Genomic DNA, 26,862 nt, shown 5'->3' on the forward strand with positions numbered 1-26,862 from the left:
AACCCGGCCCCGGCAGGTCTGGGCCCCTGCGGACAGACACGGCCGCCCGCGCGCCCGATCATGGCGCTGGCCACGCTTGCGAGGACGCGCAACGTGCCGGATCCGTAAAGGAGTTCCTATGTCAGGGAAATGGGGCCGCGCACTCGGCGGCCTGCTGCTCGCCGTCGTCACCGCCGTGTATGCGGCGCCCGGCACCGCCGGAGCGGCGCAGGAGACGACCGGCACGATCCCGTCGGTCGGCACCGCCTGGGGCGCACCCGGCCCCTACGAGGTCGACGTCGACATCGAGGCGGTGCACACCTTCTACTACCCGCGGAACATGGGGCAGCGCGGTGAACTGCACCCGGTCGTCATCTGGGGCAACGGCACCGGCGCGGTCCCCGGCATCTACGGCTCGCTCCTGAGGCACTGGGCGAGCCAGGGCTTCATCGTCGCCGCCGCGAACACCCCCACCTCCAACTTCGCCCTCAGCATGCGCGCGGGCATCGACGTCCTGGAGCAGCGGAACGCGGACGGGGGAAGCCGGTTCCACCGGAAGGTCGACCTGGAGCACATCGCCTCCGCCGGCCACTCGCAGGGCGGCGCGGCGGCGGTCAACGCCGCGATCGACCCGCGCGTCGACACCGCCGTCCCCATCCAGCCCGGACCGCTGGCCGACCCCGACCTGATGGACGAACCCGTCTTCTACCTCGCCGGGCAGAACGACCTCACCGTGTGGCCCGCCCTGGTCAAGGCCTTCCACGGGGACTCCGACCACGTGCCCTCCGTGTACGGCGAGATCCGCGGAGCCGGCCACCTCTCCTCCATCGGGGACGGCGGGAACTTCCGCGCCCCGACCACCGCCTGGCTGCGCTACTGGCTCCTGGGCGACGAGAACGCCCGCGGGATGTTCTTCGGCCCCGGCTGCGCCTACTGCACCGACAGCGCCCTGTTCTCCGGATGGGACCGCAACACCGAGGCCCGGCAGATCCCCGGCACCACAGCCTGACGGCCGACCCGCCGTCCGTCCGCCCCGCACCGGTCGCCGGGTGCGGGGCGGACCCCGGTCGGGCGAATGTCGGCGTCGGGACGTGGCCCCGCGGGCCACGAGTGGTACGTCGTACGCCATGCAGCCAGGCACACCACCGACGGTGACCCCCTTCCTCCGCACGGCCGCCGCCTACGCGTGGCGCGTCCTCGTCGTCGGCCTGCTCGTCTACAGCCTGTTCGCCGTGCTCGGCCGCTTCCACGAGATCGGCGTCGCCGTCTTCCTCGGCCTGGTGATCACCGCGCTGCTGCGCCCCGTCGCCGACGTCGTCGCCCGCGGCCTGCCCCGGCCCCTCGCCGTCGCCCTCACCCTGATCGGCAGCATCGCCCTCGTCCTCGGGGTGCTCACGCTCGTCGGTGAGGCGGTGGCGGGCGAGCGGACGACGCTGCTCCGCGAGTTCCGGGTGGGGGTCGGCCGGATCGAGGACTGGCTGGAACGGCCGCCGTTCCGGCTGGACCCCGGAGCGCTCACCGACCTCCAGGCCAGGATCGGCGACTTCCTCTCCAGCCACCGGTCGACCCTCGTCAGCACGGCGCTGAGCGGCGCCGGCCATGTGGTCGCCGTCCTCACGACCCTCGCCCTCGCCCTCTTCTGCGCCGTGTTCTTCGTCCACTCGGGAGACCGCCAGTGGCGGTGGTTCCAGGAGCAGTTGCCGCGCTCCGTGCGCGGCCGGGTGGGCATCGGAGGCAGCGCGGCCTGGCGCACCTTCACCGGGTACACGCACGGGATCGTGCTGGTGGCCGCCGTGAACGCGGTCCTCGTCGGCCTCGCGCTGTGGCTCCTCGGGGTTCCGCTCGCGGTGCCGCTGGCCCTGCTGGAGTTCCTCGCCGCCTTCGTCCCGCTGATCGGCTCCCCCATCGCCCTCGCCGTGGCCGCCGTCGTCGCCCTCGCCTCGCAAGGACCCCTGGTGGCGGCCCTCGTGGTCGCGCTGATCGTGGTCATCGGCCAGATCGAGGGCCACCTGCTCCACCCCCTCGTCATGAGCTGGGCCGTACGGCTGCACCCCCTCGTCGTGGCCATTTCGGTTGTCGCCGGATCGATCGCCGCCGGCATCGTCGGCGCCGTGGTGGCCGTCCCGCTCGTCTCGGTCGTCTGGTCCGTCCACACGGCCCTGCGCGAGGCCCGGGCGTCGGCGAACGCGTGAGCGACGGGACGGGCATATCTCCGGCGCAATTGTCAGAGCCCACCTCTAGGCTGTGTTCCGTTCGCGATCTATGAGGGGGGGTCCTCGAGGTCGCCCGTCCCACCCTGCGCCCACACGAGGTGATGCACCATGACTTCCGCGACCCCGGACGACGAGAAGGCACCCGACTCCAGCACGTTCCAGGTCGACCTGCGCGGCCTCGTCGACCTCCTTTCCCACCACCTCTACTCCAGCCCCCGGGTGTACGTCCGCGAGCTCCTGCAGAACGCCGTGGACGCCGTCACCGCCCGACAGGCCCTCGACCCGGTCTCGACGATCGCCATCCGGCTCCGCGCCGCCGACGGCACCGTGTCCATCGAGGACAGCGGCATCGGTCTGACCGCCGACGAGGTCCACACCCTGCTCGCCACCATCGGCCGCAGCTCCAAGCGCGGCGGCGAGCACGGTCTCGAATCCGCCCGGCGCGAGTTCCTCGGCCAGTTCGGCATCGGCCTGCTGGCCTGCTTCGTGGTGGCACGGCGGATCAGGGTCGTCACCCGCTCCGCACGCACCCCGTGGGCCGCCCCCGTGGAATGGCTCGCCTCCGACGACGGCTCGTACACGGTCAGGACCCTGCCCGACGAGGCCCGCCCCGAGCCCGGCACCACCGTGTACCTGGAGGCCCGCCCCGGCGTCGGCGAGTGGATGGAACCCGCACGCGTCGAGGAGCTGGCCCGGGACTTCGGCTCCCTCCTCCCGTACGACATCACCTTCGCCGGCCCGGACTCCGTCGAGCGCCCGGTCACCGACCGTCCCGCCGTCTGGGACCGCCCCCACCCCACCCCGGCCTCCCGTCGGGTGGCGCTCGCCGGCCACTGCGCCCAGGTCTTCGGCTTCACCCCGCTCGACACCATCGACCTCGACCTCCCGGTCGCCGGGGTACGCGGTGTGGCGTACGTGCTCCCCGAAGCGACCAGCCCCGCGCACCGGGCCGGACACCGCGCCTACCTCAAGGGCATGCTGCTCACCGACCACGCGAGCAACCTGCTGCCCGAATGGGCCTTCTTCGTCCGGGCCGTCGTGGACACCGACACCCTGCGGCCCACCGCCTCGCGCGAGAACCTGTACGACGACGAGACTCTCGCCGCCGTGCGCGAGGCACTCGGCGCCCGGATCCGGCAGTGGCTCGCCGAACTCGCCGCCGGCGACCCCGGGCGACTCGCCGCCTTCCTGCGCGTCCACCACCTCGGCGTGAAGTCCCTCGCACGCCACGACCCTGAGCTCTTCGAGCTCATGCTGCCCTGGCTCCCCTTCGAGACCAGCGACGGAGAGGTCGGCCTGGAGGAGTTCGCCGCGGCCCACGACGAGATCCACTTCACCCGGACCGTCGAGGAGTTCCGGCAGATCGCCCCGATCGCCGCCGCCCACGGCCTCGGCGTCGTCAACGCCGGCTACACCTACGACGCCGAGCTGCTCGCCCTGCTGCTCACCGTCCGCCCCGGAGTGAAGGTCACCGAACTCGACGCCGGCGCCGTCACCGACCGCCTCGACCCGGTGCCCACCACCGCGGAGCTGGCCCTGGCCTCCTTCCTCGCCACCGCCCGCACCCGCCTCGACCCGCACGGCTGCGACGTCGTGCTCCGCGCCTTCCAGCCGGTGAGCGTGCCCGCGCTCTTCCTCGACGACCGCCAGGCACGACAGGAACGCGACCGGGCCACCGCCCAGGAGAACGCCGACTCGCTGTGGGGCGACATCCTCGGCGCCCTGCGCGGCACGGCACCCCGGGCGCGTCTCGTCCTCAACCACAACAACCCGCTGATCCGCCGGATCGCCGGCCTGCCCGACGCCGAACTCACCGGCACCGCCGTCGAATCGCTCTACGGCCAGGCCCTCCTGATGTCCCAGCGGCCCCTGCGCCCCGCCGACTCGACCCTGCTCAACCGGGCCTTCCTCGGACTCCTGGAATGGGCCACCCACCGCACCGCGCCCGCGAACGCAGAGGAGAACGACGCGTGACCACCATGACCCCCGAGGACATCCGCCGCGGCCTCGCGGAGAACGCCCGGGCCCCCCACGGCGCCGCGCGCAACGTCCACGCGGAGACGCTCGGCGCGGCCGCCGAGGCCACCGGCGACCGGCAGCTCTTCCGCGCCGCCCTCGTCTGCCTCATCGAGGCGTACGAGTACAGCGCCGAACGCACCAAGATGGTCGTGCCCTTCGCCCGGCTGCTCCAGGAGTACGACCGCGACCCCGGCTCCTTCGCCTCCCACGAGGTCCACCGCCTCTTCTGGCGCTTCAAGTGGGTGGCCGGACGCATCGTCGAGTCCCCCGAGATCCCGCTCACCGCCGTCGACGGCTGGCTCACCGACATGGAGCGCCGCTACCGCCTGGCCGGATACAGCGAACGAGCCGTCCGGCAGGCCGAGTTCCACCTCGCCGACGCCATCGGCGACCAGGACAGGACCGAACGCGCCATCGCCGGCTGGGCGGCCGCCGAGCGCGACGCGATGAGCGACTGCCACGCCTGCGAGATCAACACCCAGGGCTGGTACTGGGCCCGCAAGGGCGACGACGCCAAGGCGATCGAGGTCTGGCAGCCGGTCCTCTCCGACGGCCTCTCCTGCATGGAGGAGCCCCACCGGGTACTCGCCCACGCCCTCCTCCCGCTGGCCCGCCTCGGCCGCACCGACGAGGCCCGCTCGTACCACCTCCGCGGCTACCGGATGGTCCGCGGCAAGGAGAGCCTGCTCCGCTCGATCGGCGAGCACATCGAGTTCTGCGCCCTCACCGGCAACGAGTCGAGAGGCCTGGAGATCCTCGCCGAGCACGCGGCCCACCTCGGACCCCTCGCCGACGTCGAATCGCAGATGGAGTTCTCCGGCGGCGTCCTCGTCCTGCTCCGGCGGCTCACCGACCTCGGCCACGGCGACCGGCCCGCCGTCTCCTACGCCGGCACGCAGCGCACGGTGAAGGAGCTGTACGGCCTCCTGTACGCCGACGCCACCGACATCGCCGCCCGCTTCGACGCCCGCAACGGCACGCCCCTCGTCTCCCGGCGCCTGGTCGACCGGATCGCCCGCCACCCCGTGGCCGACGCCCTCCCGCTGGGCGTGCGCAGCGCCCCGCTGTCCACCGCCGCCCTCCCGACCCAGCGCACCGGTCAGGCGGAAACCGGCCCCGACGCCACGGACACGCGGGGCACCGGAGCGCACCCGGCCGAGCCGGACCTCCCCGCACTCGTCGAAAGGGCCCGCGCGGCCCGGCAGCAGGGACACCCCTCGGCCGACGACCTCTGGGCCCGGGTGGCCCGGCTCGCCGGGACCGGCGGGAACGCCGGGACCGGCGGCGGCACCGCCCCCGCGACCGACCCCGTCCTGGCCGCGGACCTCCTCGCGCACCGCGCCGTGACCGCGGCGCGGGCCGACGACCCGGCCGCCGGCGACCTCTACATCGAAGCGGCCGCGGCCTACCGGGCCGCGGGACAGCTCGGCCGCGCGGCCCACGCCGAGCTCGCCGCCGCCGGATGCGCGGTCCGGCGCGACGCCGAACCCGCGGAGACCCGAGCCCTCCTCGCCGCCGCGGCCAGGGCGGCCCGCGCGCTCGACGAGGCGGACCCGGAGCGCACCCGGCGCCTCCTCAGCGCCGAACTCACCACCCTCCGCATCGAGGCGCACCTGCGCGAGGCCGCCGCCTCCGCCGACGACGCCGTACCGTCCTCGGACACCGAGCACCTGACGACCGAGCTCGCCAGGCTCGTCGCGGAGCACGGCGACGAGCCCGCCGCCCGCGCCGCGGGGCCGGGCAGCATCGCCGACCTCGTCGCCGACAGCGAAGTGACCCTCGCCCGGCTCGCCCTGGCCGCACACGACCTCGACCGGGCTGAACCCCTGCTCGCCTCCGCGGCGGACCGACTGCTCGCGGCCCAGCAGCCCTGGGACGCGGTGGAACCGTTCGCCCTGCGGGCGAGCGTCCTCGCGGCCCGCGGCGAACTCGCCGCCGCCGCGTCCGCGGCCCGCGCCGCCCTCGACCACGCCGCCGAACTGACCGACGCGACCGAACAGGCCGGCGTACGCCTCACCCTCGCCGACATCCTCCTGCGCCAGGGCCTCGACGGAGCCCGGGACGCGGTCCTCCACGCCCTCGATGCCACCCACTGGCTCGACCAGGCCGGACACGCGGCGACGGCGGGGGCCAGGGCGCGCCTCCTGCTCGCCCGGGCCTACGCGGCGGCCGAGCGGACCGCCGAGGCCGCCGAAGTGCTCCAGTCCGCGCTCCCCGACCTCCTGGAGCACGGCGAGGCGGACGGCGTACAGGCCCGGGAGCTGCTCGGCGGCTTCCTCCGGGAGCTGAACGACCCCCGCGCCGCGGCCGAGCAGTACCTGCTGGCCGCCGAGACGGCGAAGGGCTGGGACGAGCCCGCGTTCGAGGCCGGCCTCGCCCACTCGGCCGGCGAGGCCCTCGCCGCCTCGCGCCTCACCACCGAGGCCGAAGCCGCCTACGAGCGGTCCCTGGAACTGTGGCGCAAGGCCGGCGGCAACCCGGTGGCGGAGGCACGGCTCCTTCGCTCGCTGGCCTGGCTGGCCGCCGACGACGCGGCCGACACCGGGTCCGCCCGTGCCCGTGCCCTGATGGAGCAGGCGGCGGCCGTCGTCGACGGCTCCGACGAGCCCGACCTGCGGTACGAGCGGGCACAGTCCTGGCAGCAGCTCGCCCGGCTCCTCCAGAACACCCTGCACGAGGACGAGGACGGGAACGCAGGTGAGGCCGGCGCGCGTGCGATCCGGGAGCAGGTCCTCACGCTCTCCGACCGTGCCGCCGGTCTCTACGCCTCCCTCGGCGCCGACGCCCTGACCGAGCGCTTCCAGTGCCAGGCCTACGCGGCGTGGACCGAGCAGGAGCTGGGGCGCACGGCGGAGGCCGTCGCCCGGATGACCGCCTTCGTCTCCGAACTCGGCTCGTACGAAGGGCCCGAGGCGGCCGGACTCAAGGCGAGGGCGGAGAGCGTGCTCGAAGGGCTCGACTGACGCCGACGGAGGCGCGACGAGGGCGGGCGACGCACCGATCGCCCTTGTCGCGCCCCGACTTGATCACGTAGCCTCATCCGTATGAACACCGGACCGGCGAATCGCCATGCACAGACGGGCTATCCGGTGGAGGGCTGATCGCCCCCAGGGTGCGCACGAGGCACCCCCTCGGTTCGGCACGCGGACCTCCCAGTGCACAGGCACTGCAGTCCCTTTCCGTGTCGAACAACAGCGAGGCCACCCTTATGACCGTCACGTTCAACCACACCATCATCGCCGCCAAGGACCGCCACGAGTCGGCGCGGTTCTTCCGCGACCTCCTGGAGCTCCCCGAGGCACCCTCGTGGGGTCCGTTCGTCAACATCCAGCTCACCGACGGCGTACTGATCCAGTTCGCCGAGCCCCCGGTGGAGATCCAGATGCAGCACTACGCGTTCATGGTCGACGACGAGCTCTTCGACCGCGCGTACCAGCGGCTGTGCGACGGCGGCGTCGAGCACTGGGCCGACCCCCAGATGAGCCGTCCCGGCGAGACCAACACCGAGCACGGCGGCCGCGGCGTCTACTTCAAGGACCCCGCGGGCCACGCGATCGAACTGATCACGAAGCCGTACCTGTAGTCCGACCGGTCGCGCCCGTGACCTGCCGGGGTGTCGTCGTGACCCGTACGACACCCCGGCCGGGCCGCGCGGCGCGATCCGGTGCGTAGGCTCTTGTCCGTGCCCCGCTCTCGTCTGCTCCGTGTCGCCGTTCTCGTACTGGAGGGCGCGAAGCCGCTCGACGTGGGCATTCCCGCGCAGGTCTTCACGACCCGCGCGAGCATGCCGTGCGAGGTGCGGGTGTGCGGAGCGGAGCCCGGCGTCGTGGCCGGCGGCGACGGCCTGGCGTACCAGGTCGCGCACGGCCTGGACGCGCTCGACTGGGCCGACATCGTCTTCGTCCCGGGCTACCGGTTCCCCGACCGCGACGACCCGCCGGCGGCGGTCGTCGAGGCGCTGATCGCGGCCCACCGGCGCGGGGCGCGGCTCGCCGCGATCTCGACGGGCGCGTTCGCGCTGGCCGCGACGGGGCTCCTCGACGGCAAGCGGGCTACGACCCACTGGCACTACGCGCGGGCGCTCGCGGCGAAGCGCCCCCTCGTCAGGGTCGACGAGAACGTCCTCTTCGTCGACGAGGGCAGCGTCCTCACCTCCGCGGGCGCCGCCTCGGGCATCGACCTGTGCCTGCACATCCTGCGGAGCGAGTTCGGCATCGCCGCGTCCAACCACGCGGCCCGCCGGCTCGTCGCCGCCCCTTACCGCAGCGGCGGCCAGGCCCAGTACGTGCCGCGGAGCGTGCCCGAGCCGCTCGGCGAGCGGTTCGCCGCCACCCGCGAATGGGCCCTGCACCGCCTGGGCGAGCCGCTCACGCTGGAGATCCTCGCCCGGCACGCGGCGGTGTCGGCCCGCACGTTCTCCCGCCGGTTCGCCGAGGACACCGGATACACGCCGATGCAGTGGGTCATGCGGGCCCGTATCGACATGGCTCGTGAGCTGCTCGAACGCTCCGAGCGCGGGGTCGAGCAGATCGCCGCCGACACGGGCCTCGGCACCGGCGCGAACCTGCGGCTCCACTTCCAGCGGATCCTCGGCACCACGCCGAGCGAGTACCGGCGGACCTTCGCCCGGGGCGAGTAGCGACGCGGACGCGGACCGCTCCCGCACCCTTGGCGCGATACTTGCGGACCGTGGCGATCACGCCGCTGTCACGGCCCCACCCCTCCCGACGAACATGGTGGCGAACGCGAAGGGACCGAAGGGACACTGTCATGACTCGCATCGCCATCAACGGATTCGGCCGCATCGGACGCAACGTGCTGCGCGCCCTGCTGGAGCGCCAGAGCGACCTCGAGGTCGTCGCCATCAACGACCTCACCGAGCCCGCCACCCTCGCCCGTCTCCTCGCCTTCGACACGACCTCGGGCCGCCTCGGTCGTCCGGTGAGCGTCGACGGGGACACCCTCGTCGTCGACGGCCGCCGCATCAAGGTGCTGGCCGAGCGCGAGCCGGCGGACCTGCCGTGGGCCGAACTCGGCGTCGACATCGTCCTCGAGGCCACCGGGCGCTTCACCTCCGCGAAGGCTGCCGGCGCGCACATCGACGCGGGTGCCAAGCGCGTCCTCGTCAGCGCGCCCGCCGACGGTGCCGACGTCACGCTCGCGTACGGCGTGAACACCGACGCCTACGACCCGGCCGTCCACACGATCGTCTCGAACGCGTCCTGCACCACCAACGCGCTCGCGCCGCTCGCCTCGGTCCTCGACGACCTCGCCGGCATCGAGCACGGCTTCATGACCACGGTCCACGCCTACACCCAGGAGCAGAACCTCCAGGACGGCCCGCACCGCGACCCCCGCCGCGCCCGCGCCGCCGGCGTGAACATCGTCCCCACCACCACGGGCGCCGCCAAGGCCATCGGCCTCGTCCTCCCGAACCTCGACGGCAAGCTCTCGGGCGACTCGATCCGCGTCCCCGTGCCCGTCGGCTCGATCGTCGAGCTCAACACCACCGTCGCCCGCGACGTGACCCTCGACGACGTCCTCGAGGCCTACCGCACCGCCGCCGAGGGCCCCCTGGCCGGTGTCCTGGAGTACTCCGACGACCCGCTGGTCTCCGCCGACATCACCGGCAACCCCGCCTCCTCCATCTTCGACTCGGCCCTCACCCGCGTCGAAGGCCGTCACATCAAGGTCGTCGCCTGGTACGACAACGAGTGGGGCTTCTCCAACCGCGTCATCGACACCCTCCACCTCCTCGCCTCGAACTGACCTCCGCACCACCCCTTCCCGGGCGCTCCGTCCGACCGAACCCGGTCGGGCGGAGCGCCCGCGTGCGCGCGGCCCGCCGTTCCCCGGACGTCAGACGAGCCGGCGCAGGAAGAAGGCTGCCGCCTCCCGTCCGACGCGGTGGCGGACGTCCGGGTCGGCCGGGTCGTCGGCGAAGAAGTCGTCGTGACGGACGTCCGGGCCCGCCGACCGGCCCGTGGCGGTGGGGATGTGGTCGAGGTACGGCTTGACGTCGACGTCGTACGGGTTGACCGTGTCCGCCCCGCCCCAGTGGATCTCCACGGGGACGCGCACCGTCGCCAGGCTCGACGCCGTGACGAACCCGCCGACACCCGGCGCGACTTGGAACACGGCCCGTACGCGCGCGTCGGTGAGATCCGCGTCGGCGCCTTCGAGGGCGCGTCGTGACGAGTCGTCGTCCGGATACTTCTTCAGCAGTGCTTCGCAGCCCCGGGAACTCCGGGATGTCCGGCAGGGGCACGGCGCCGGTGAGCACGGCCCGCAGCACCCGCGGATCGACGCGCGCTCCCGCGAGGGCCGCGACGGTGTACCCGCCCAGCGAGAAGCCCGCGGCGCCCACGGGACCCAGGGGCCGCTCCCGCTCCAGCGCGTCCAGGGCGAACGTCACGTCACGGGGCCGGTGCCAGACGTGCGCGAACCCCTCGGGCTCGTATCCGTCCACGTGGTTGTTGCCGTGGTGGTCCAGCGCCACCACCCTGAACCCCGCCTCGCGCAGCGGCCGCGCCAACCACCCCATGTCCCCGCCCGATCCTCCGGTGCCGTGCGACACGACGACCAACGGCGCGGGCGAGGCCGCGGCACGGTCCGGCTCCCACAGGTAGAGCCGCACGGGCCGCGGGCGCGCGGCGTCCCGCAGGTCGCTCCGGGAGTCGTCGTACAGGACGCGTATCTCTGGCTGTTCCGCACCGGGCATCGTCATGCGCGCATCGTAGACAGGGCGCCGGCAGCGCCCGCCGGGGTCGGATCACCCGGTCCCAGCGGATCTGCAAATTTCTGATCGATTGACGCAAGTGAGAGAAAGCGGTGAAGGCGGTGGGGCGGGGGGCGCCCAGGGGTGCCCGCCTCGGGCGTGGGGGCGATCGAGGGGGCGGAGGGGTCCTGTCGCGGCGCAAGGGCTATGCGTGCTGGGGAGTTCGGGACGGTGGCGGCGTCCGGTCCGTCCCCTTCGGTGGAGGGGATCTGCGGCGGTGATGTCGTGGACTGTCAGGCAATTGCGAAATTGGCGCGACATCTTGCGTTCACTTGTCGGGGGTGGTTGAGTGTGCCGCGCCCCACAACGCACCGGCGGTGGGGCGACCTCCACGTACTTGCCCGAAGGGGACCACCCATGAGAAGTGCTCGGTTCCGTCGTATGCGTCGCGCGAGCGCGGCCGCTCTCGTGTCCGCCGTGACGTTGAGCGCGCTGGCCGCGTGCGGCACGAGCAGCAGTGACAACGGCGGCGGCGGTTCCGAAGGGGGCGGCTCGGTCGACCCGGCCGCTCCGTTGGATCCGAAGACGAAGGTGACGCTGACGATCGACTGCATGCCGCCGGCGGCGAAGGCGGCCGAGCTGAAGGAGTGGAAGGAGGACGTCGCGGAGTTCAACAAGACGTACCCGAACGTCACGATCGAGGGGCGTTCCACTCCCGGGCAGTGTCTGGAGCCGCCGCGGTTCACGGCGATGCTGAAGGCGAAGTCGCAGCCCGACGTGTTCTACACGTACTTCACGGACCTGCCGCAGGTGCTGGACAACGACGGCGCGGCGGACATCAGTGCGTACGTCAGCGACAGGAGCGTGCCGCTGCTGAAGGACATCGACCCGAACGTCCTCGGGTCGCTCAAGCACGACGGGAAGCTGTACGGCCTGCCGACGAGCAACTACACGATGGGCCTGCTCGTCAACCGCAAGCTCTTCAAGGACGCGGGGCTCGACCCGGACGCCCCGCCGCGCACGTGGGGCGAGGTGCGGGCCGCCGCGAAGAAGATCGCGGGCCTGGGGAACGGCATCGCGGGCTTCGGCGAGTACAGCGCCGGCAACACGGGCGGCTGGCACTTCACCGCGCAGATGTACAGCGTGGGCGGCGAGGTCGTCGACGCGAGCGGGAAGAAGGCCGCGTTCAACAACGACCTGGGGAAGCAGGTCGCGAAGAACCTCCACGCCATGCGCTGGGAGGACGACAGCATGGGCAAGACCCAGCTGCTCCAGTGGGGCGACCTGCAGAAGCAGATCGCCACGGACAAGCTCGGGATGTTCCTCGCCGCGCCCGACGACATCGCGTACATGGTGCAGCAGCTCGGCGCGAAGTACGAGAACTTCGGGATGGGCCCGATACCCGGCGGCAAGAACACGCTGGCCGGCGGCAACAACTACATGATCAAGAAGGGCATCTCGGGCGACAAGATCAAGGCCGCCGTCGCCTGGCTGAACTTCAAGAACCTCAGCGTCGGCAAGGGGCAGTTCGACTGGGCCCGCACCAAGGCGGACGGCCTCCCGGTCGGTGTGCCCCAGCCGAACTTCTGGCTGGCGGAGTCGAAGACCAAGGACGACGCGGCACGCGTGCAGAACGCGACCATGCCCGTCGCCAACTTCAAGACCTTCATGGACAACCCCGTCGCCGGCAAGGCCGAGCCGCCGAAGGCGCAGGAGGTCTACAAGGTCCTCGACAACGTGATGTCGGGCCTCCTCACCAACAAGGACGCCGACATCGACAAGCTCCTCGCGACCGCCGAGGCGCAGGTCAACCAGGTCCTCGCCCACCAGTGACCCCTTCCCGGCGGGAGTGGGCGGGGGAGTCCGTCCCCCACCCGGCCCGCCTCCGCCGGGGCATCCGCCCGGCCCCGTGCCGGAACCCGTCCGGGTATCCACCCGGCCCCGGCCAGCCCCCCGCCGGGCACCGCGATCCGGCGGACCAGCACCAAGGAGCGACGATGTCGGCGCCCAGCCTGACCCCGAGCAAGACGGGAGCGTCCCGTCACTCCCCGCCGCCCGCGGCGGGACCCGTGCCACCCGGTGGCCGGTTCGCGAAGAACCTGAAGCGGAACCTGACGGCGCACGGGTTCCTGATCGGCGCCGTCGTCTGCTTCGCGGTGTTCTCGTGGTACCCGATGGTCCGGGAGTTCCTCCTGGCCTTCCAGAAGACGGAGAGCGGGCAGACCAGCTGGGTCGGACTGGAGAACCTCGCCACCGTCTTCGACGACCCGGCGTTCTGGCAGGCGTGGCGCAACACGCTGCTGTTCACCGTCCTCGCGCTGGTCTTCGGGTTCGCGGTCCCCTTCGTCGTGGCGATCGTCATCAACGAGTTCCGCCACGGCCAGGGCTACCTGCGGCTGCTCGTCTACCTGCCCGTGATGCTGCCGCCGGTCGCGTCGGTGCTGCTCTTCAAGTACCTCTACGACCCCGGCTACGGGCTCCTCAACGAGCTGCTGCGGTTCCTCCACCTGCCGGAACAGCAGTGGCTGCAGGACCCGGACCTGTCGATGCTGTCCGTCGTCATCGCCTCGACCTGGATGAACATGGGCGGTGCGGCACTCATCTACCTCGCCGCCCTCCAGGGCATCCCCGGCGAGCTGTACGAGGCGGCGGAGCTGGACGGCGCGGGGCTGTTCCGCAAGATCTGGCACGTCACCATCCCGCAGACCCGCCTGATCCTGTCGCTGATGCTGCTCATGCAGGTCATCGCGACGATGCAGGTCTTCGTCGAACCGTTCCTGCTGACCGGCGGCGCCGGCCCCGAGGGATCGACGACGACCGTCGTCCACCTGATCTACCAGTACGCCTTCAACTTCAACAACTACGGTGCCGCGGCGGCGCTCGGCCTGCTCCTGCTCGTGCTCCTGTCCGGATTCTCGGCGGTGTACGTGAAGCTCAGCCGCGCCGAGGACGAGTAGGACCCGGGGAGACCACGTATGTCCACACGCACGCTCATCTCGCCCGCGCAGCTCGCCAAGCCCCGCGCCAAGGCCCTCTACCGGGCGACGTTCGCACTGGTCGTCGGCGGATTCACCCTGGTGTTCCTCGGCCCCCTGTACTGGATGGTGTCCAGCGGCTTCAAGGACACCCAGGAGGTCGTGCGGACGCCGCCGACCCTGGTGCCCGGCTCGTTCGCCCCCGAGAACTACACGCGGGCCTGGGAGGTCATGGACCTCTCCACCCTGCTGTTCAACACGCTCTACTACGCCTTCGGCGCCCTCGCGTTCCAGCTGGCCCTCGACGTCGCCGCCGCGTACTCGCTCTCCAAACTGCGCCCGGTCTTCGGCAGGGCCATCCTCGGCGGGATGCTCGTCACGCTGATGATCCCGGCGACCGTCCTGGTCGTGCCGCAGTACCTGACCGTGCTCGACGTGCCGGTGGTGGAGCGCAACCTGCTGAACACGCCGTGGGTGATCTGGCTCCCGGCGGTCACCAACGCCTTCAACATCTTCCTGCTCAAGCGGTTCTTCGACTCCATCCCGAAGGAACTGCTCGACGCGGCGGCCATGGACGGCGCGAGCCCGCTCCGCATCCTGCGCTCCATCGTGCTCCCGATCTCGCGGCCGATCCTCGGCGTGGTCTCGATCTTCGCGGTCGTCGGGGTCTGGAAGGACTTCCTCTGGCCGATGCTCACGCTGCCCGACCCGACCAAGCAGACGCTGAACGTGGGGATCTACTCGCTCTCCACCGGCGTTCCGGTGAACGTGCTCATCGCCGCCCTCACCATCGCCTCCGTACCGACCCTGCTCATCTTCCTGGTGTTCCAGCGCAACATCATGAGCGGTCTCACGGCCGGCAGCCTCAAGGGCTGAACCGGCCCGGGCCGTCAGGCCGTCATCACGTCGGGCCGCCGGGCCGCCGGGCTCGCGGGCTCCAGGCCCGTAGGCCCTGAGGCTCCAGGACCCCGCCCCCGAGGCCCCCGGCCGGCCCGTACCCCTCACCACCAAGCCTTCGCCGTCGGCCCGTCCGACGCCCCGCAGCAACCGGGCCGGCGGCGAAGACCCCGACCTGCCCGAAAGGACCGTCACGTGGCAGCCCCTCACTCGACCCGCACCCACGACTGGTGGCGCGACGCCGTCATCTACCAGGTGTATCCCCGCAGCTTCGCCGACGGCGACGGCGACGGCACCGGGGACCTCGCGGGGGTCCGGGCGAGACTGCCCTATCTCGCGGAACTCGGCGTGGACGCGGTCTGGTTCACCCCCTGGTACCTGTCCCCGCTGGTGGACGGCGGGTACGACGTCGCCGACTACCGCACCATCGACCCCGCGTTCGGGACCCTCGCCGAGGCGGAGAAGCTGATCTCCGAGGCCGCCGGACTCGGGATCAGGGTCGTCGTCGACATCGTCCCCAACCACGTGTCCGACCAGCACGCCTGGTTCCGCGCCGCCCTCGCCGCAGGCCCCGGCAGCCCCGAGCGCGCCCGGTTCCACTTCCGGCCCGGAAGGGGCGAGAACGGCGAACTGCCGCCCAACGCCTGGCCCTCCCAGTTCTCCGGACAGACCTGGACCCGCGTCCCCGACGGCGAGTGGTACCTCCACCTCTTCACCCCCGAGCAGCCCGACCTCAACTGGGCGCACCCCGAGGTCCGCGCCGAACACGAGGACGTGCTGCGCTTCTGGTTCGAACGCGGAGTCGCCGGCGTCCGCATCGACTCCGCCGCCCTGCTCACGAAGGCTCCCGGGCTGCCGGACTTCGTCGAGGGAGTGGACCCCCACCCCTACATCGACCAGGACGAGATCCACGACGTCTACCGCTCCTGGCGGGCGATAGCCGACGAGTACGGCGGCGTGTTCGTGGGGGAGGTGTGGCTGCCGGACTCCGAGCGGTTCGCCCGCTACCTGCGCCCCGACGAACTCCACACGGCCTTCAACTTCAACTTCCTCGCCTGCCCCTGGGACCCGGAGCGGCTGCGACGCACCATCGACGACACCCTCGCCGAGCACGCCCCCGTCGGCGCCCCCGCCACCTGGGTCCTGTGCAACCACGACGTCACCCGGACCGCGACCCGCTACGGCCGCGCCGACACCGCCTTCGACTTCGCGACCAAGCGCTTCGACACGCCCACCGACCTGGCACTCGGCACCCGGCGCGCGCGTGCCGCCGCCCTGCTCACCCTCGCCCTGCCCGGCTCCGTCTACCTCTACCAGGGCGAGGAGCTGGGCCTTCCCGAGGCCGACGTCCCGCGCGAGCGCATCGAGGACCCGATGCACTTCCGCTCCGGCGGCACCGATCCCGGCCGTGACGGCTGCCGCGTGCCGCTGCCCTGGACCGCCGGCGCCCCGCACGCCGGTTTCGGTACGGCGGCGGCGGCCGAGCCGTGGCTTCCGCAGCCCGACGGGTGGTCCCGCTACGCGGTCGACCGACAGGGCACGGACCCGGGGTCGATGCTCGCGCTCTACCGGGAGGCGCTGCTGCTGCGCAGGTCGGACGCCGGATTCGGCGACGGGCCGCTGACCTGGCTGCCCGCCGGGGAAGGGGTCCTCGCGTTCGCGCGGCCGCGTGGCCTGGTCTGCGTGGTGAGCCTCGCCGACGGGCCCGTGGCCCTCCCTCCGTACGAGCGACTGCTCCTGGCGAGCGGCCCGCTCACCGCGGACGGGCTGCTGCCGCCGGACACGGCGGTGTGGCTGCGGGTCTGACCGTGCGGCAGGCCCCGACCGAACGGCCCTGTGCCCGCCCGCGTCCGAGGGGTGGCGGGCACAGGGCTCCGGCCCGTAAGTCCAACTTCTTAAGTCAAGGTAAAAGAAAAGTGTGTTGCGGTTATTGACGGGGTTCCACGGGCGCGGGCAAGGTGCGGGAGAGCGCTCTCCCGAACTTCCCCCGCCACAAGGAGAATCCCCCCATGCCCTCAGTCGGCATACCCGTCGCCACCGTGGTGGCCTCGACCCTGCTGGCGCTCCTGCCCGCCCAGCAGGCGCAGGCGGCCCCCGCCCTGCTGTCCCAGGGCAAGCCCGTCACCGCCTCCAGCCAGGAGCACTACGGCACCCCCGCGACCGACGCCGTCGACGGGAACCTCGGCACCCGCTGGTCGAGCGGCGCCTCCGACGACCAGTGGCTCCGGGTGGACCTCGGCGCCCCCGTCGCGGTCAGCCAGGTCGTGCTGCGCTGGGAGAGCGCGTACGCCAAGGCGTACCGCATCGAACTCTCCACCGACGGCACCACCTGGACCACCGCCTACAGCACGGACAGCGGCGCGGGCGGCACGGAGACCGTCGCCGTCTCCGGCACCGCCCGCTACGTGCGGATGCACGGCGTGACCCGTGCGACCGGATACGGCTACTCGCTCTGGGAGTTCCAGGTCTACGGGGACGCCGGCGGCACCACCCCACCGCCCCCGGGCGCGGTCCGGGTGACCGGCACCCAGGGCGCCTGGCAGCTGACCGTGGGCGGCCAGCCGTACACCGTCAAGGGCCTGACCTGGGGCCCGTCGATCGCGGACGCCCCGAAGTACCTGCCCGACGTGAAGTCCATGGGCGTCAACACCATCCGCACCTGGGGCACCGACGGCTCCACCAAGCCGCTCCTCGACGCCGCGGCGGCCCAGGGCGTCAAGGTCGTGAACGGCTTCTGGCTCCAGCCCGGCGGCGGCCCCGGCTCCGGCGGCTGCGTCGACTACGTCACCGACACCGCGTACAAGACCACGATGCTCGACGAGTTCGCCAAGTGGGTGGAGGCGTACAAGAGCCACCCCGCGACCCTCATGTGGAACGTCGGCAACGAATCCGTCCTCGGGCTCCAGAACTGCTACAGCGGGACCGCGCTCGAGAACCAGCGCAACGCCTACACCGGCTTCGTCAACGACGTCGCCCGGAGGATCCACACCATCGACCCCGACCACCCCGTGACCTCGACCGACGCCTGGACCGGCGCCTGGCCCTACTACAAGCGCAACGCCCCCGACCTCGACCTCTACTCCATGAACTCCTACGACAACCTCTGCAAGGTGCGCCAGGACTGGATCGACGGCGGCTACACCAAGCCCTACCTCATCACCGAGACGGGCCCGGCCGGCGAGTGGGAGGTCCCGAACGACGTCAACGGCGTCCCCGACGAGCCGACCGACCAGCAGAAGGCCGCCGGCTACACCTCCGTCTGGAACTGCGTCACCGGCCACCAGGGCGTCGCCCTCGGCGCCACGATGTTCCACTACGGCACCGAACACGACTTCGGCGGCGTCTGGTTCAACCTCCTGCCCGACGGCCTGAAGCGCCTCTCGTACTACGCCGTCAAGAAGGCCTACACCGGCTCCGTCGCCGGCGACAACACCCCGCCCGTGATCAGCGGCATGACCGTCTCGCCCGCCACCGCCGCCCCCGCCGGGCGCGAGTTCACCGTCCGCGCCGACATCCGCGACCCCGACGGCGACCCCGTCACCCCCAAGATCTTCCTGAGCGGGAACTACGCCAACGGGGACAAGCGCCTCGTCGAGGCACGGTGGCGCGCCACCGGCGACGGCACCTTCGCGGTCACCGCCCCCGAGAAGCTCGGGGTCTGGAAGGTGTACGTCCAGGCCGAGGACGGCCGCGGCAACGCCGGTATCGAGACCAAGTCCGTCCGCGTCGTCGCCCCTCCCGTCGCCGGCACCAACCTCGCCCTCGACCGCCCCACCACCGCCTCCTCCCACCAGACCGGCTACGGCGACTGCCCCTGTCCGCCGGCCCGCGCCACCGACGGCCGCGCCGACACCCGCTGGGCCAGCGACTGGAGCGACCCCCAGTGGCTCCAGGTCGACCTCGGAGCCGTGAAGCCCATCCGTACGGTGCAGCTCGTCTGGGACCCCGCGTACGCCAAGTCCTACGAGGTCCAGGTCTCCGACGACGGCACCACCTGGCGCACGGTCCACACCACGACCACCGGTGACGGCGACGTCGACACGCTCTCCCTCGCCACCACCGGCCGGCACGTACGCCTCCAGCTGACGGCCCGCGGAACCGGATGGGGCTACTCGCTCCACGAGTTCGGCGTCTACAGCTGACCGGAGCCCGCACCCCTTCGAGCCGCACCCTTTCGAGCCGCACCCCTTCGAGCCGCACCCCTTTGGGCCGTGCTGCTGAAGGCGCACCACCGATGACGCACCACCGAAGGCGCACCACCCACGACGCACCACCGATCACGCACCACCGAAAGGCACCAACCGACAGGTACCACCCCCCCACGGGCAGGAGACCCCCATGAGAGCGAGTCCCAAGAGGCTCCCCGCACTGCTCCTCGGCACCGCCCTCGTCGCCACCCTCCTCGGTGTCGGCACCCTCGCCTCGGCCGCCGACCCGGCGGCCGACGCCCCGCCGCCGGCGGCCGCGGCCCATGCCGGACACCGGATGGCCGCGTCCCTCCAGGCGTCGGGCGACGACGCGGACGGCGACGGCTACATCCCCGCCGTACCCCAGGTCACCGGCGTGACGCCGTCGACCGCGACCCCGCCGCCGCGGTACTTCCACGAGTTCCAGGCCAACTGCGCCGTCTCGCACACGGCGCCCGACGACCCCATCGTCTACCCCGGCCAGCCGGGCCGGTCGCACGACCACACGTTCATGGGCAACACCTCCACGAACGCCAGCAGCGTCACCGCCACGCTCTACGGCGGTGCCACCGCCTGCAAGGCACCCGCCGACGCCTCCGCCTACTGGATGCCCTCCCTGTTCGACGGGGACCGCAAGATCCTTCCCGTCGGTCCCCAGGTCATCTACTACAAGACCGGCGTCACCGACTACACGAGCGTGCGGCCCTTCCCGAAGGGCCTCCGGTTCGTCGTCGGCAACCCGATGCAGTCCGCCCAGCAGTTCCGCGAGCACAAGGGCTTCGTCGAGGGATGGGAGTGCGGTGACAGCTTCTTCAACGTCGACTTCCCCGCGAGCTGCCCGAACCGGCCCGACGTCCAGCTCAACCTGCGCATGCAGGCGCCCAGCTGCTGGAACGGCCTGTACCTGGACACGCCCGACCACCAGAGCCACATGGCGTACCCGGTGGTCAAGCCCGGCACCAACGACAACATGTGTCCGGCCTCCCACCCGGTCGCCCTGCCGATGATCGAGTTCAAGATGGCCTTCCCGGTCAACGGCGACATGAGCCAGGTGCGCCTGGCCAGCGGCCGCGGCTACTCCTTCCACTACGACTTCTTCAACGCCTGGGAGGAGCGCACCCTCAAGGCGATGGTCGACCACTGCATCGTGGGCGGCCTCCAGTGCAACGCCCGGGGCTACGACGAGACGCACCCCGAGCGCGGCGCCGCGCTGAACGAGCAGTACCGCCTGCCCTGACCGATCCCGCACCCGACACAGGCACCGGCCACCCCGCTCCCCAGGGGGCCGGTGCCTCCGAGCCGTGATCCGGCAACCCGACGAGAGAACCGACAAGGGAGCGATGAGCGACGAACGGGTCGTCACGACCGACGACATGACCGAGGGCACGGCCGGCGACATGACCGACGAGATGCTCGACCACCTGGTCGGGAAGCTCGACCTGGAAGGGAAGGTCCGGCTCCTGACCGGTGTCACGACCTGGCGGACGGCCGCCGACGCGGCGATCGGGCTGCGGGAGATGGTCTTCTCCGACGGACCGGCGGGCGTGCGGGGCGAGGCCTGGGACGAGCGCCGCACCTCCTGCCTCCTGCCGTCGGCGTCCGCGCTCGGCGCGACCTGGGACGAGGCGCTGCTGCGGCGCCTCGGCGGCCTGCTCGCTGCCGAGGCGGTCCGCAGGGGCGTCGACGTCGTCCTCGCGCCGACCCTGAACCTGCACCGCACCCCTCTCGGCGGCCGGCACTTCGAGTGCTTCTCGGAGGACCCGGAGCTGACCGGACGCACGGGTGCGGCGCTGATCCGCGGCCTCCAGGAGCACGGCGTGGCCGCGACCGCGAAGCACTTCGTCGCGAACGACTCGGAGACCGACCGGCTGAGCGTGGACGTCCGGGTCTCCGAGCGGGCGCTGCGGGAGGTGTACCTGGCTCCGTTCGAAGCGGCCGTCGACGCCGGGGCGTGGGTGGTCATGGCCGGCTACAACGGCGTCGACGGCACGACGATGACGGCCCATCCGCTGCTCGCCGAACCGCTGAAGGGGGAGTGGGGCTTCGACGGCGTCGCGGTCTCCGACTGGGCCGCCGTGCGCACCGCCGAGGAACCGGCGCGGGCCGCGCTCGACCTCGCGATGCCCGGCCCGGTGAGTCCCTGGGCGACGGACCTGGTGCGGGCCGTGCGCGCGGGCCGCGTCCCCGAGAGCGCCGTCGACGAGAAGGTCCGGCGGATCCTCCGGCTCGCCCGCAGGGTCGGCGCGCTCGGCGACGCCCCCCGACGCCGCCCGCCGCTCCCGGAGGAGGGCGTGCGGCGGCTGCTCCGCCGCACGGTCGCCGCCGGAGCGGTCCTGCTGCGCAACGACGGCGTGCTGCCGCTCGACCCGGGCGGCCTGGGCACGGTCGCCGTGATCGGCGAGCACGCCGCCTCGCCCCGCGTCCAGGGCGGCGGCAGCGCCGGCGTCTTCCCGTCCGCCGTGGTGACGCCGCTCGCCGGCATCCGCGCGTGTCTGCGCGGCCGCGGCCGGGTGACGTACACCGCGGGTCCGTCGGCGGACGCCCCGCCGGAACCGCTCGACGCGGGCCGGTGCACGGATCCGCGCTCCGGCGAACCGGGGCTGCTGCTGCGCTGCCTGGACGCGGAGGGCCGCGAACTCAGGGCGGAGCGGCGCCTGTCGGGGCGCCTCCTTGAACCGGAGCTCGCGCCGGACACGCACACCGTGGAGATCCGGGCCCTGCTCCGCCCCGACACGAGCGGGGCGTGGACCTTCGGGATCGGCGGCTTCGGGCGGATGACGATCGAGGTCGACGGGCACGTGATCCTGGACGGCACCCACCCGCGCGGGACCGACGATCCGGCGATCGTGCACGTCACCCCGCCCCTGCACACGGCGACGAGCTGGCTGGAGCGCGGGCGTCACGTCCATCTCGTCGCCCGCCGCGAGCTGGTGCCGGGTTCCGGCCGGGCGACCGTCCTCGCCGCAGCGCCCCCGCGGCGCGCTCCCGACGAGGCGCTCGCCGAGGCCGTGGCGGCGGCCCGCGAGGCGGACGCGGCGATCGTCGTCGTCGGCACGACGGAGCACGACGAGACGGAGGGGTACGACCGTACGCACCTGTCCCTGGGCGACGCGCAGAACGACCTGGTCCGCACGGTCGCCGCCGCCAACCCCCGCACCGTCGTCGTCGTCAACAGCGGTGGACCGGTCGAACTGCCCTGGCGCGACGAGGCCGCGGCCGTGCTCCTCGCCTGGTTCCCCGGGCAGGAGGCCGGCGCGGGGCTCGCCGACGTGCTCTTCGGCCGCCACGAGCCGGGCGGGAGGCTCCCCACGACCTGGGCCGCCACGCTCGCCGACGCGCCCGTCACCCGCACGCGTCCCGTCGACGGCCGGCTCGACTACGCGGAGGGGCTGCACATCGGCCACCGCGCCTGGCTGCGCGCCGGGACGCGGCCCGCCTACTGGTTCGGGCACGGTCTCGGCTACACGACGTGGGAGTACGGGCAGGTCGACGCCCCCGCCCGGGTCGAACCGGACTCCTCCTTCACCGTGCGGGCGGAGGTGCGCAACACGGGAACGCGCCCCGGGCGCGAGGTCGTCCAGGTGTACCTGGCGCGGGCCGACTCCGCCGTGGAGCGCCCCGCGCGCTGGTACGCGGGCCACGCGGCGGTGCACGCGGAGCCGGGCCGTTCCGTGGTCGCCGAGGTCGTCGTGACGCCCCGGGCGCTGCGGCACTGGTCGCCGGGTGACGGCGGGTGGCGTGTCGAGCCGGGGACGTACCGGCTGATCGTGGGCCGCTCCGCCGGCCTCGTGGAACACGAGACGGACGTGAGGGTGGGGCGCCCTACGGAGGGCCGGAATGCGTGAGGACCGGACCGTGATTTCCGCATTCCGGTGGCCCGGCGGGAAGGGGCCGATCGCCGGCCTTCGTCCGTATACCGAATTCCCCTTTCCCGTACGCGGTGAATTCCCGGCGCGGCACCGGCGAATGCCCCGGAGCGAATACCTGATCCGGGGCGGGGCGGCCGCACCGTGCTTCGCCCGGCCCGCCCGTCGTGCGCGGGAAAACGGCACGTTAGAGTACGGGAGTGATCAGGCGGGGACCGACGCTGGAAGACGTGGCGCGGGAGGCGGGCGTCTCCAGGGCGACGGTCTCGCGGGTCGTCAACGGGGTGCGCAACGTGGACCCGGCGATCCAGGACGTGGTGCGGCAGGCCATCGAGCGCACCGGGTACACCCCCAACAGCGCCGCCAGGAGCCTGGTCACCGGCCGTGTCGCGCAGGCGGCCCCGCGCGCCGAGACGGTGGCGCTGGTCATCTCCGGGGCGGGGGACGAGTTCGCCGCGCGGGTGTTCGCCGACCCCTTCTTCGGGCGGGTCGTCAGCGGTGCCGTGACGTATCTGCGGGGGCGCGCGGCGCACCCCGTGCTGATGTTCGCGGAGTCCGGGGCGGCCAGGCGGCAGGTGGTGGACCACCTGCGCCGGGGCAGCGCCGACGGGGCGCTCGTCGTGTCCATCCAGGCCGACGACCCGCTGCCGCTGATGCTGTCCGCCGCGGGCATCCCCCTCGTGCTCTTCGCGAGGCCCCCGGAGGGATCGGAGGCCGCCTACGTCGACGTGGACCACCACGAGGGCGGCCGGCTCGCCGCCGCGCACCTGCTGGCCAGGGGGTGCCGGAATCCCGCGACGATCCGCGCGCCCCGGGACCTCCCGGCCGGCGAGGCGCGTCTCGCCGGTTTCCGTGCCGCCCTGGAGAGCGCGGGAAGGGCCGCGCCTCCGGTGGCGGAGGGCGGGTTCACGGTCGAGAGCGGCGCGGCGGCGATGCGCCGCCTCCTGGCGGAGCACCCGCGCGTGGACGGAGTCTTCGCGGCCAACGACCTGATGGCGCAAGGGGCGTGCGAGGTGCTGCGCGAACGCGGCCTGAGCGTGCCCGGCGACGTGGCGGTGGTGGGGTTCGACGACTCCAGCGTCGCCGTGACCTGCCGGCCGCCGCTGACCACGGTGCGCCAGCCGGTGGAGCGGATGGCCGCGGCCATGGCCGAGCTGCTCGTCGGTCGGCTCCAGGGGGCGGCGGCCGGGCCGGCGCACCTGGTGTTCGCCCCCGAACTCGTCGTACGGGAATCGGCCTGACGGTGTCGTGCGACGGGCGGCGCGACAGCGCGCCGACGCCATTCGCACGCCGGTGAATTCCTCTTTCCGTAATACGTACGAAACTGTTCCGCAGCGCTTCATGATGGGCTACTTTCGGCCACACACCCCCCTGTGATCCTTCTACTCCGGGCGGATTTTCATGAGTCGCGCCATCGTGCTGCGAGATGTGAGCAAGAAATACGGCGGTTCCCACGTGGTGCGGCGGGTGTCCCTCACCGTCGAACCGGGGGAGTTCCTGGTGCTGCTCGGTCCTTCCGGATGCGGCAAGTCCACCGTCCTGCGGATGATCGCCGGTCTGGAGGACATCACCGACGGTGACCTGTTCCTCGACGGCGAGCACGCGAACGACGTGCCGCCCCGCGAGCGGGACATCGCCATGGTGTTCCAGAACTTCGCCCTCTACCCGTCCATGACCTCGCGGGAGAACATCGGCTTCCCGCTGAAGCTGCGGGAACCCGCGGCGGACCACGACCCGCAGGTGGAGGCGACCGCGCGGATGCTCGCCATCGAGGACCTGCTCGACCGGCTGCCCGGGCAGCTGTCCGGCGGAGAGCGCCAGCGCGTGGCGATGGGCCGGGCGATCTCCCGGCGCCCGTCGGTCTTCCTCCTCGACGAGCCGCTGTCCAGCCTCGACGCCAAACTGCGCGGCCACCTCCGGGCCGAGATCGCCCGCCTCACCGACGAACTGGGCGTCACCACCGTCTACGTGACGCACGACCAGTCCGAGGCCATGTCGCTGGGCGACCGGGTGGCGGTCATGCGCGACGGCGTCCTGCAACAGGTCAGCCCTCCGCAGGAGTTGTACGCACGGCCCGCCAACGTCTTCGTCGCCGCGTTCGTCGGCACACCGCGCATCAACCTCCTCGACGCGGTCGTCCACGCACCCCTCGACGGACCGATGACCCTGGAGCTCGGCAGCCAACGCCTCCTGCTTCCGCAGCCGTTGAGCGTCGACCACCAGCTCCTGCGGATCCAGCAGGGCCGCCCGATCATCGTCGGTCTGCGCTCCGAGGCCGTACGCATCGCACCGCCGAGCCAGAAGCGGCCCGGCGAGGCGACGCTCGTCGGGATCGTGGAGCACGTCGAGTACCAGGGCCACGAGGTGCTCGTGCACCTCGACACCGGCTCGCGGCCCGCCGTCGTGGCCGACCTGGAGGCCTCACGGCCCCGCACCGGCGGACGTCGGACGACCAGCCGCCGGAAGCGGGGGCTCGGCCGGATCAGGGCCCGCGCGGCCGCCTTCGGCGTCGGCCGTGCGGCCGTCGAAGGCCGGGCGACGGCGATCCCCGCCCCCGAGCCCGTCCCGTACGGCGACCCGCACACCGCCCAGGAACGGCGCACGACCGGCCGCAGCGACCTGGTCCTGCGCACCGGCCCCCACGTCCGCGTCCGAGCCGGCGCCCAGGTACCGCTCCTCGTCGACCTCGCCCAGCTGTACGTCTTCGACCACCAGGGCACACGGATCTGCCCGGCCCCGGACGCGCTGCCGGGCCTGGACCAGTAGACGGCGGGGGAGTACCGGCCGATCGCGCACGCCGACCGCGCACGCTGACCGCGCACGGCGACCCCGAGGGCCCGGCCGGCGACGTCCGGCGGGCCCGGCCGGGCGGTCCGCTCGGCAGGCCGTCCCCCGGGAACCGTACGGCCGGTCCGCGTCCACGCATGATCGGCCGGACGGTCCTGGACCTGACACGGCCCGGTAGTCGTGCGACGGTGGAGAGAGGACCGCGGCCCGGGCACGTGTGTCGCTGCCGCGTGACAGACCCCGCTGACCGTGGTGATTCAGTGGAGGATGGGCCATGCGGGAGAGGGACCGGGCACCGGGCAGATCTCGTGACGAACACGCGGCCACCTCGGCGGCGGTCACCGGCCTGTCATGGGTCTTCTTCGCGATCGGGGTGGTGATCACCCTCGGCGCGGCCACGGGCATGACGCGGCGGGACCGCGGGACGTCCTTCCGGGCAGCGCTCACGAAGACGAGGCGGTCGTCGTGACTCCCGGCGACAGCGAGGCGCTGCGGAACCGGCACGGACCCCCGGTCCGCAGGATCGTCTGGACGGTGACCCGCGTGGTCCTGTCGGTCACCGTTCTGGTCGCCGTCTACTACCTGCTGCCCCTGGACCACTCCTCCGAGGCCGTCACCGTCACCATGCTCCTCGTCGGGCTGGCGGGCTTCGTCGCCCTGGTCGCCGTCCAGGTCCGCTCGATCCTGTACGCCCGGAACCCGGTCCTTCGGGCCGTCGAAGCGATGTCCGTGAGCATCCCGTTCTTCCTGCTGCTGTTCTCCGCGAGCTACGTCGCGCTGGCCGGGCTCTCGCCCACGAGCTTCGGCGAGCCGCTGTCCCACAGCGACGCCCTCTACTTCACCGTCACCGTGTTCTCGACCGTCGGATTCGGCGACATCACCGCCAAGACCGAGGCCGCGCGGCTCGTGGTCACCGTCCAGATGCTCGCCGATCTGGTGATTCTCGGCCTGGCCGTCAAGACCGTCGTGAGCGCTGTCCGCCGCAGTCGGCAGCGCAGGGCCGATGCGGGCCGTTCTCGGGCGGGGGAGCAGGGACGGGGATGACGATCAGGCCGGCCCGCAGGCCGCACTGAGGGCCGGACAAGCGGCCGTCGCAGCCGCGCCGGACACGTGAGTCGCAGCCGCGGCGCGTGTGACGGTCATCGCCGCCCGGTGCGTCCTGCGGGAGCCGGGGTCCGACCCGGGACCGACCAGAGGCCCGGACCGCCCGGCCCGACCCCG

Annotated in this window: 19 protein-coding genes and 1 pseudogene; 18 read left to right on the plus strand and 2 right to left on the minus strand. The window is 72.6% G+C overall.

Translation table 11 applies throughout. The annotated features are described in order from the left end of the window. Positions 1–118: 118 nt before the first annotated feature. The 7 genes from ACIQFX_RS08580 to gap all read left to right on the plus strand — a co-directional run bounded on the left by ACIQFX_RS08580 (position 119) and on the right by gap (position 9,980). On the plus strand, positions 119–988 hold the full coding sequence (locus ACIQFX_RS08580) for an acetylxylan esterase (RefSeq protein WP_402460161.1): 870 nt from the start codon (positions 119–121) through the stop codon (positions 986–988). Between the two features lie 118 nt (positions 989–1,106). Further along, a complete protein-coding gene (locus tag ACIQFX_RS08585; protein ID WP_402460163.1) occupies positions 1,107–2,171 on the plus strand; it encodes an AI-2E family transporter in 1,065 nt (354 codons plus the stop codon). Between the two features lie 129 nt (positions 2,172–2,300). Beyond that, positions 2,301–4,166 (plus strand): HSP90 family protein, encoded by a 1,866-nt coding sequence (locus ACIQFX_RS08590; protein WP_402460165.1) that lies wholly within the window; start codon positions 2,301–2,303, stop codon positions 4,164–4,166. Next, positions 4,163–7,174, plus strand: coding sequence for a tetratricopeptide repeat protein (locus ACIQFX_RS08595; protein WP_402460166.1), 3,012 nt, complete (start codon positions 4,163–4,165; stop codon positions 7,172–7,174). The genes ACIQFX_RS08590 and ACIQFX_RS08595 overlap by 4 nt, the downstream gene beginning before the upstream one ends. Before the next feature lie 245 nt (positions 7,175–7,419). After that, positions 7,420–7,794 (plus strand): VOC family protein, encoded by a 375-nt coding sequence (locus ACIQFX_RS08600; RefSeq protein WP_402460690.1) that lies wholly within the window; start codon positions 7,420–7,422, stop codon positions 7,792–7,794. A 99-nt stretch (positions 7,795–7,893) separates the two neighbouring features. Beyond that, the gene (locus ACIQFX_RS08605) at positions 7,894–8,850 is read left to right on the plus strand and encodes a GlxA family transcriptional regulator (protein WP_402460169.1); all 957 of its coding nucleotides are present in this window, start codon (positions 7,894–7,896) and stop codon (positions 8,848–8,850) included. A gap of 131 nt (positions 8,851–8,981) precedes the next feature. Then, positions 8,982–9,980: a type I glyceraldehyde-3-phosphate dehydrogenase gene (gap, locus tag ACIQFX_RS08610; protein WP_402460171.1), complete on the plus strand. Its 999-nt coding sequence runs from the start codon at positions 8,982–8,984 to the stop codon at positions 9,978–9,980. A gap of 90 nt (positions 9,981–10,070) precedes the next feature. On the opposite strand, the gene ACIQFX_RS08615 is transcribed toward gap, so the two are convergent. Together ACIQFX_RS08615 and ACIQFX_RS08620 are read right to left on the minus strand one after the other, a co-directional pair. After that, a complete protein-coding gene (locus ACIQFX_RS08615; RefSeq protein WP_402460727.1) occupies positions 10,071–10,292 on the minus strand; it encodes a hypothetical protein in 222 nt (73 codons plus the stop codon). A gap of 160 nt (positions 10,293–10,452) precedes the next feature. Then, positions 10,453–10,938: pseudogene (locus ACIQFX_RS08620) on the minus strand (alpha/beta hydrolase family protein); the annotation flags it as partial. A gap of 408 nt (positions 10,939–11,346) precedes the next feature. On the opposite strand from ACIQFX_RS08620, the gene ACIQFX_RS08625 reads away from it, so the two are divergent. The 11 genes from ACIQFX_RS08625 to ACIQFX_RS08675 all read left to right on the plus strand — a co-directional run bounded on the left by ACIQFX_RS08625 (position 11,347) and on the right by ACIQFX_RS08675 (position 26,685). After that, positions 11,347–12,762, plus strand: a complete 1,416-nt coding sequence (locus tag ACIQFX_RS08625) for an extracellular solute-binding protein (RefSeq protein WP_402460173.1) — start codon at positions 11,347–11,349, stop codon at positions 12,760–12,762. A 164-nt stretch (positions 12,763–12,926) separates the two neighbouring features. Beyond that, a complete protein-coding gene (locus tag ACIQFX_RS08630) occupies positions 12,927–13,886 on the plus strand; it encodes a carbohydrate ABC transporter permease (RefSeq protein WP_402460175.1) in 960 nt (319 codons plus the stop codon). Between the two features lie 18 nt (positions 13,887–13,904). Continuing rightward, complete coding sequence (locus tag ACIQFX_RS08635; RefSeq protein ID WP_402460176.1) at positions 13,905–14,780, plus strand: carbohydrate ABC transporter permease; 876 nt, start codon at positions 13,905–13,907, stop codon at positions 14,778–14,780. A gap of 216 nt (positions 14,781–14,996) precedes the next feature. Beyond that, positions 14,997–16,607 carry a glycoside hydrolase family 13 protein gene (locus ACIQFX_RS08640; RefSeq protein WP_402460178.1) on the plus strand — a complete coding sequence of 537 codons (1,611 nt, stop codon included), beginning with the start codon at positions 14,997–14,999 and terminating at the stop codon, positions 16,605–16,607. A 203-nt stretch (positions 16,608–16,810) separates the two neighbouring features. Next, on the plus strand, positions 16,811–18,943 hold the full coding sequence (locus ACIQFX_RS08645) for a discoidin domain-containing protein (RefSeq protein ID WP_402460181.1): 2,133 nt from the start codon (positions 16,811–16,813) through the stop codon (positions 18,941–18,943). A 196-nt stretch (positions 18,944–19,139) separates the two neighbouring features. Next, positions 19,140–20,225, plus strand: coding sequence for a DUF1996 domain-containing protein (locus ACIQFX_RS08650; protein ID WP_402460183.1), 1,086 nt, complete (start codon positions 19,140–19,142; stop codon positions 20,223–20,225). Positions 20,226–20,385: 160 nt separating this feature from the next. Continuing rightward, positions 20,386–22,833, plus strand: a complete 2,448-nt coding sequence (locus ACIQFX_RS08655; RefSeq protein WP_402460693.1) for a beta-glucosidase — start codon at positions 20,386–20,388, stop codon at positions 22,831–22,833. A 221-nt stretch (positions 22,834–23,054) separates the two neighbouring features. Continuing rightward, entirely contained in the window at positions 23,055–24,095 is a 1,041-nt protein-coding gene (locus ACIQFX_RS08660) for a LacI family DNA-binding transcriptional regulator (protein ID WP_402460185.1), read from the plus strand. 160 nt (positions 24,096–24,255) lie between these two features. Continuing rightward, positions 24,256–25,620 (plus strand): ABC transporter ATP-binding protein, encoded by a 1,365-nt coding sequence (locus ACIQFX_RS08665; protein ID WP_402460187.1) that lies wholly within the window; start codon positions 24,256–24,258, stop codon positions 25,618–25,620. Positions 25,621–25,915: 295 nt separating this feature from the next. Beyond that, positions 25,916–26,110 (plus strand): hypothetical protein, encoded by a 195-nt coding sequence (locus ACIQFX_RS08670; protein ID WP_402460188.1) that lies wholly within the window; start codon positions 25,916–25,918, stop codon positions 26,108–26,110. Next, entirely contained in the window at positions 26,107–26,685 is a 579-nt protein-coding gene (locus ACIQFX_RS08675) for a potassium channel family protein (RefSeq protein ID WP_402460190.1), read from the plus strand. Before ACIQFX_RS08670 ends, ACIQFX_RS08675 begins: the two co-directional genes overlap by 4 nt. The last annotated feature ends 177 nt before the right edge of the window (positions 26,686–26,862 follow it).

The sequence above is a fragment of the Streptomyces sp. NPDC093089 genome (assembly GCF_044754405.1).
In the GTDB taxonomy this organism is placed as follows: Bacteria; Actinomycetota; Actinomycetes; order Streptomycetales; family Streptomycetaceae; genus Streptomyces.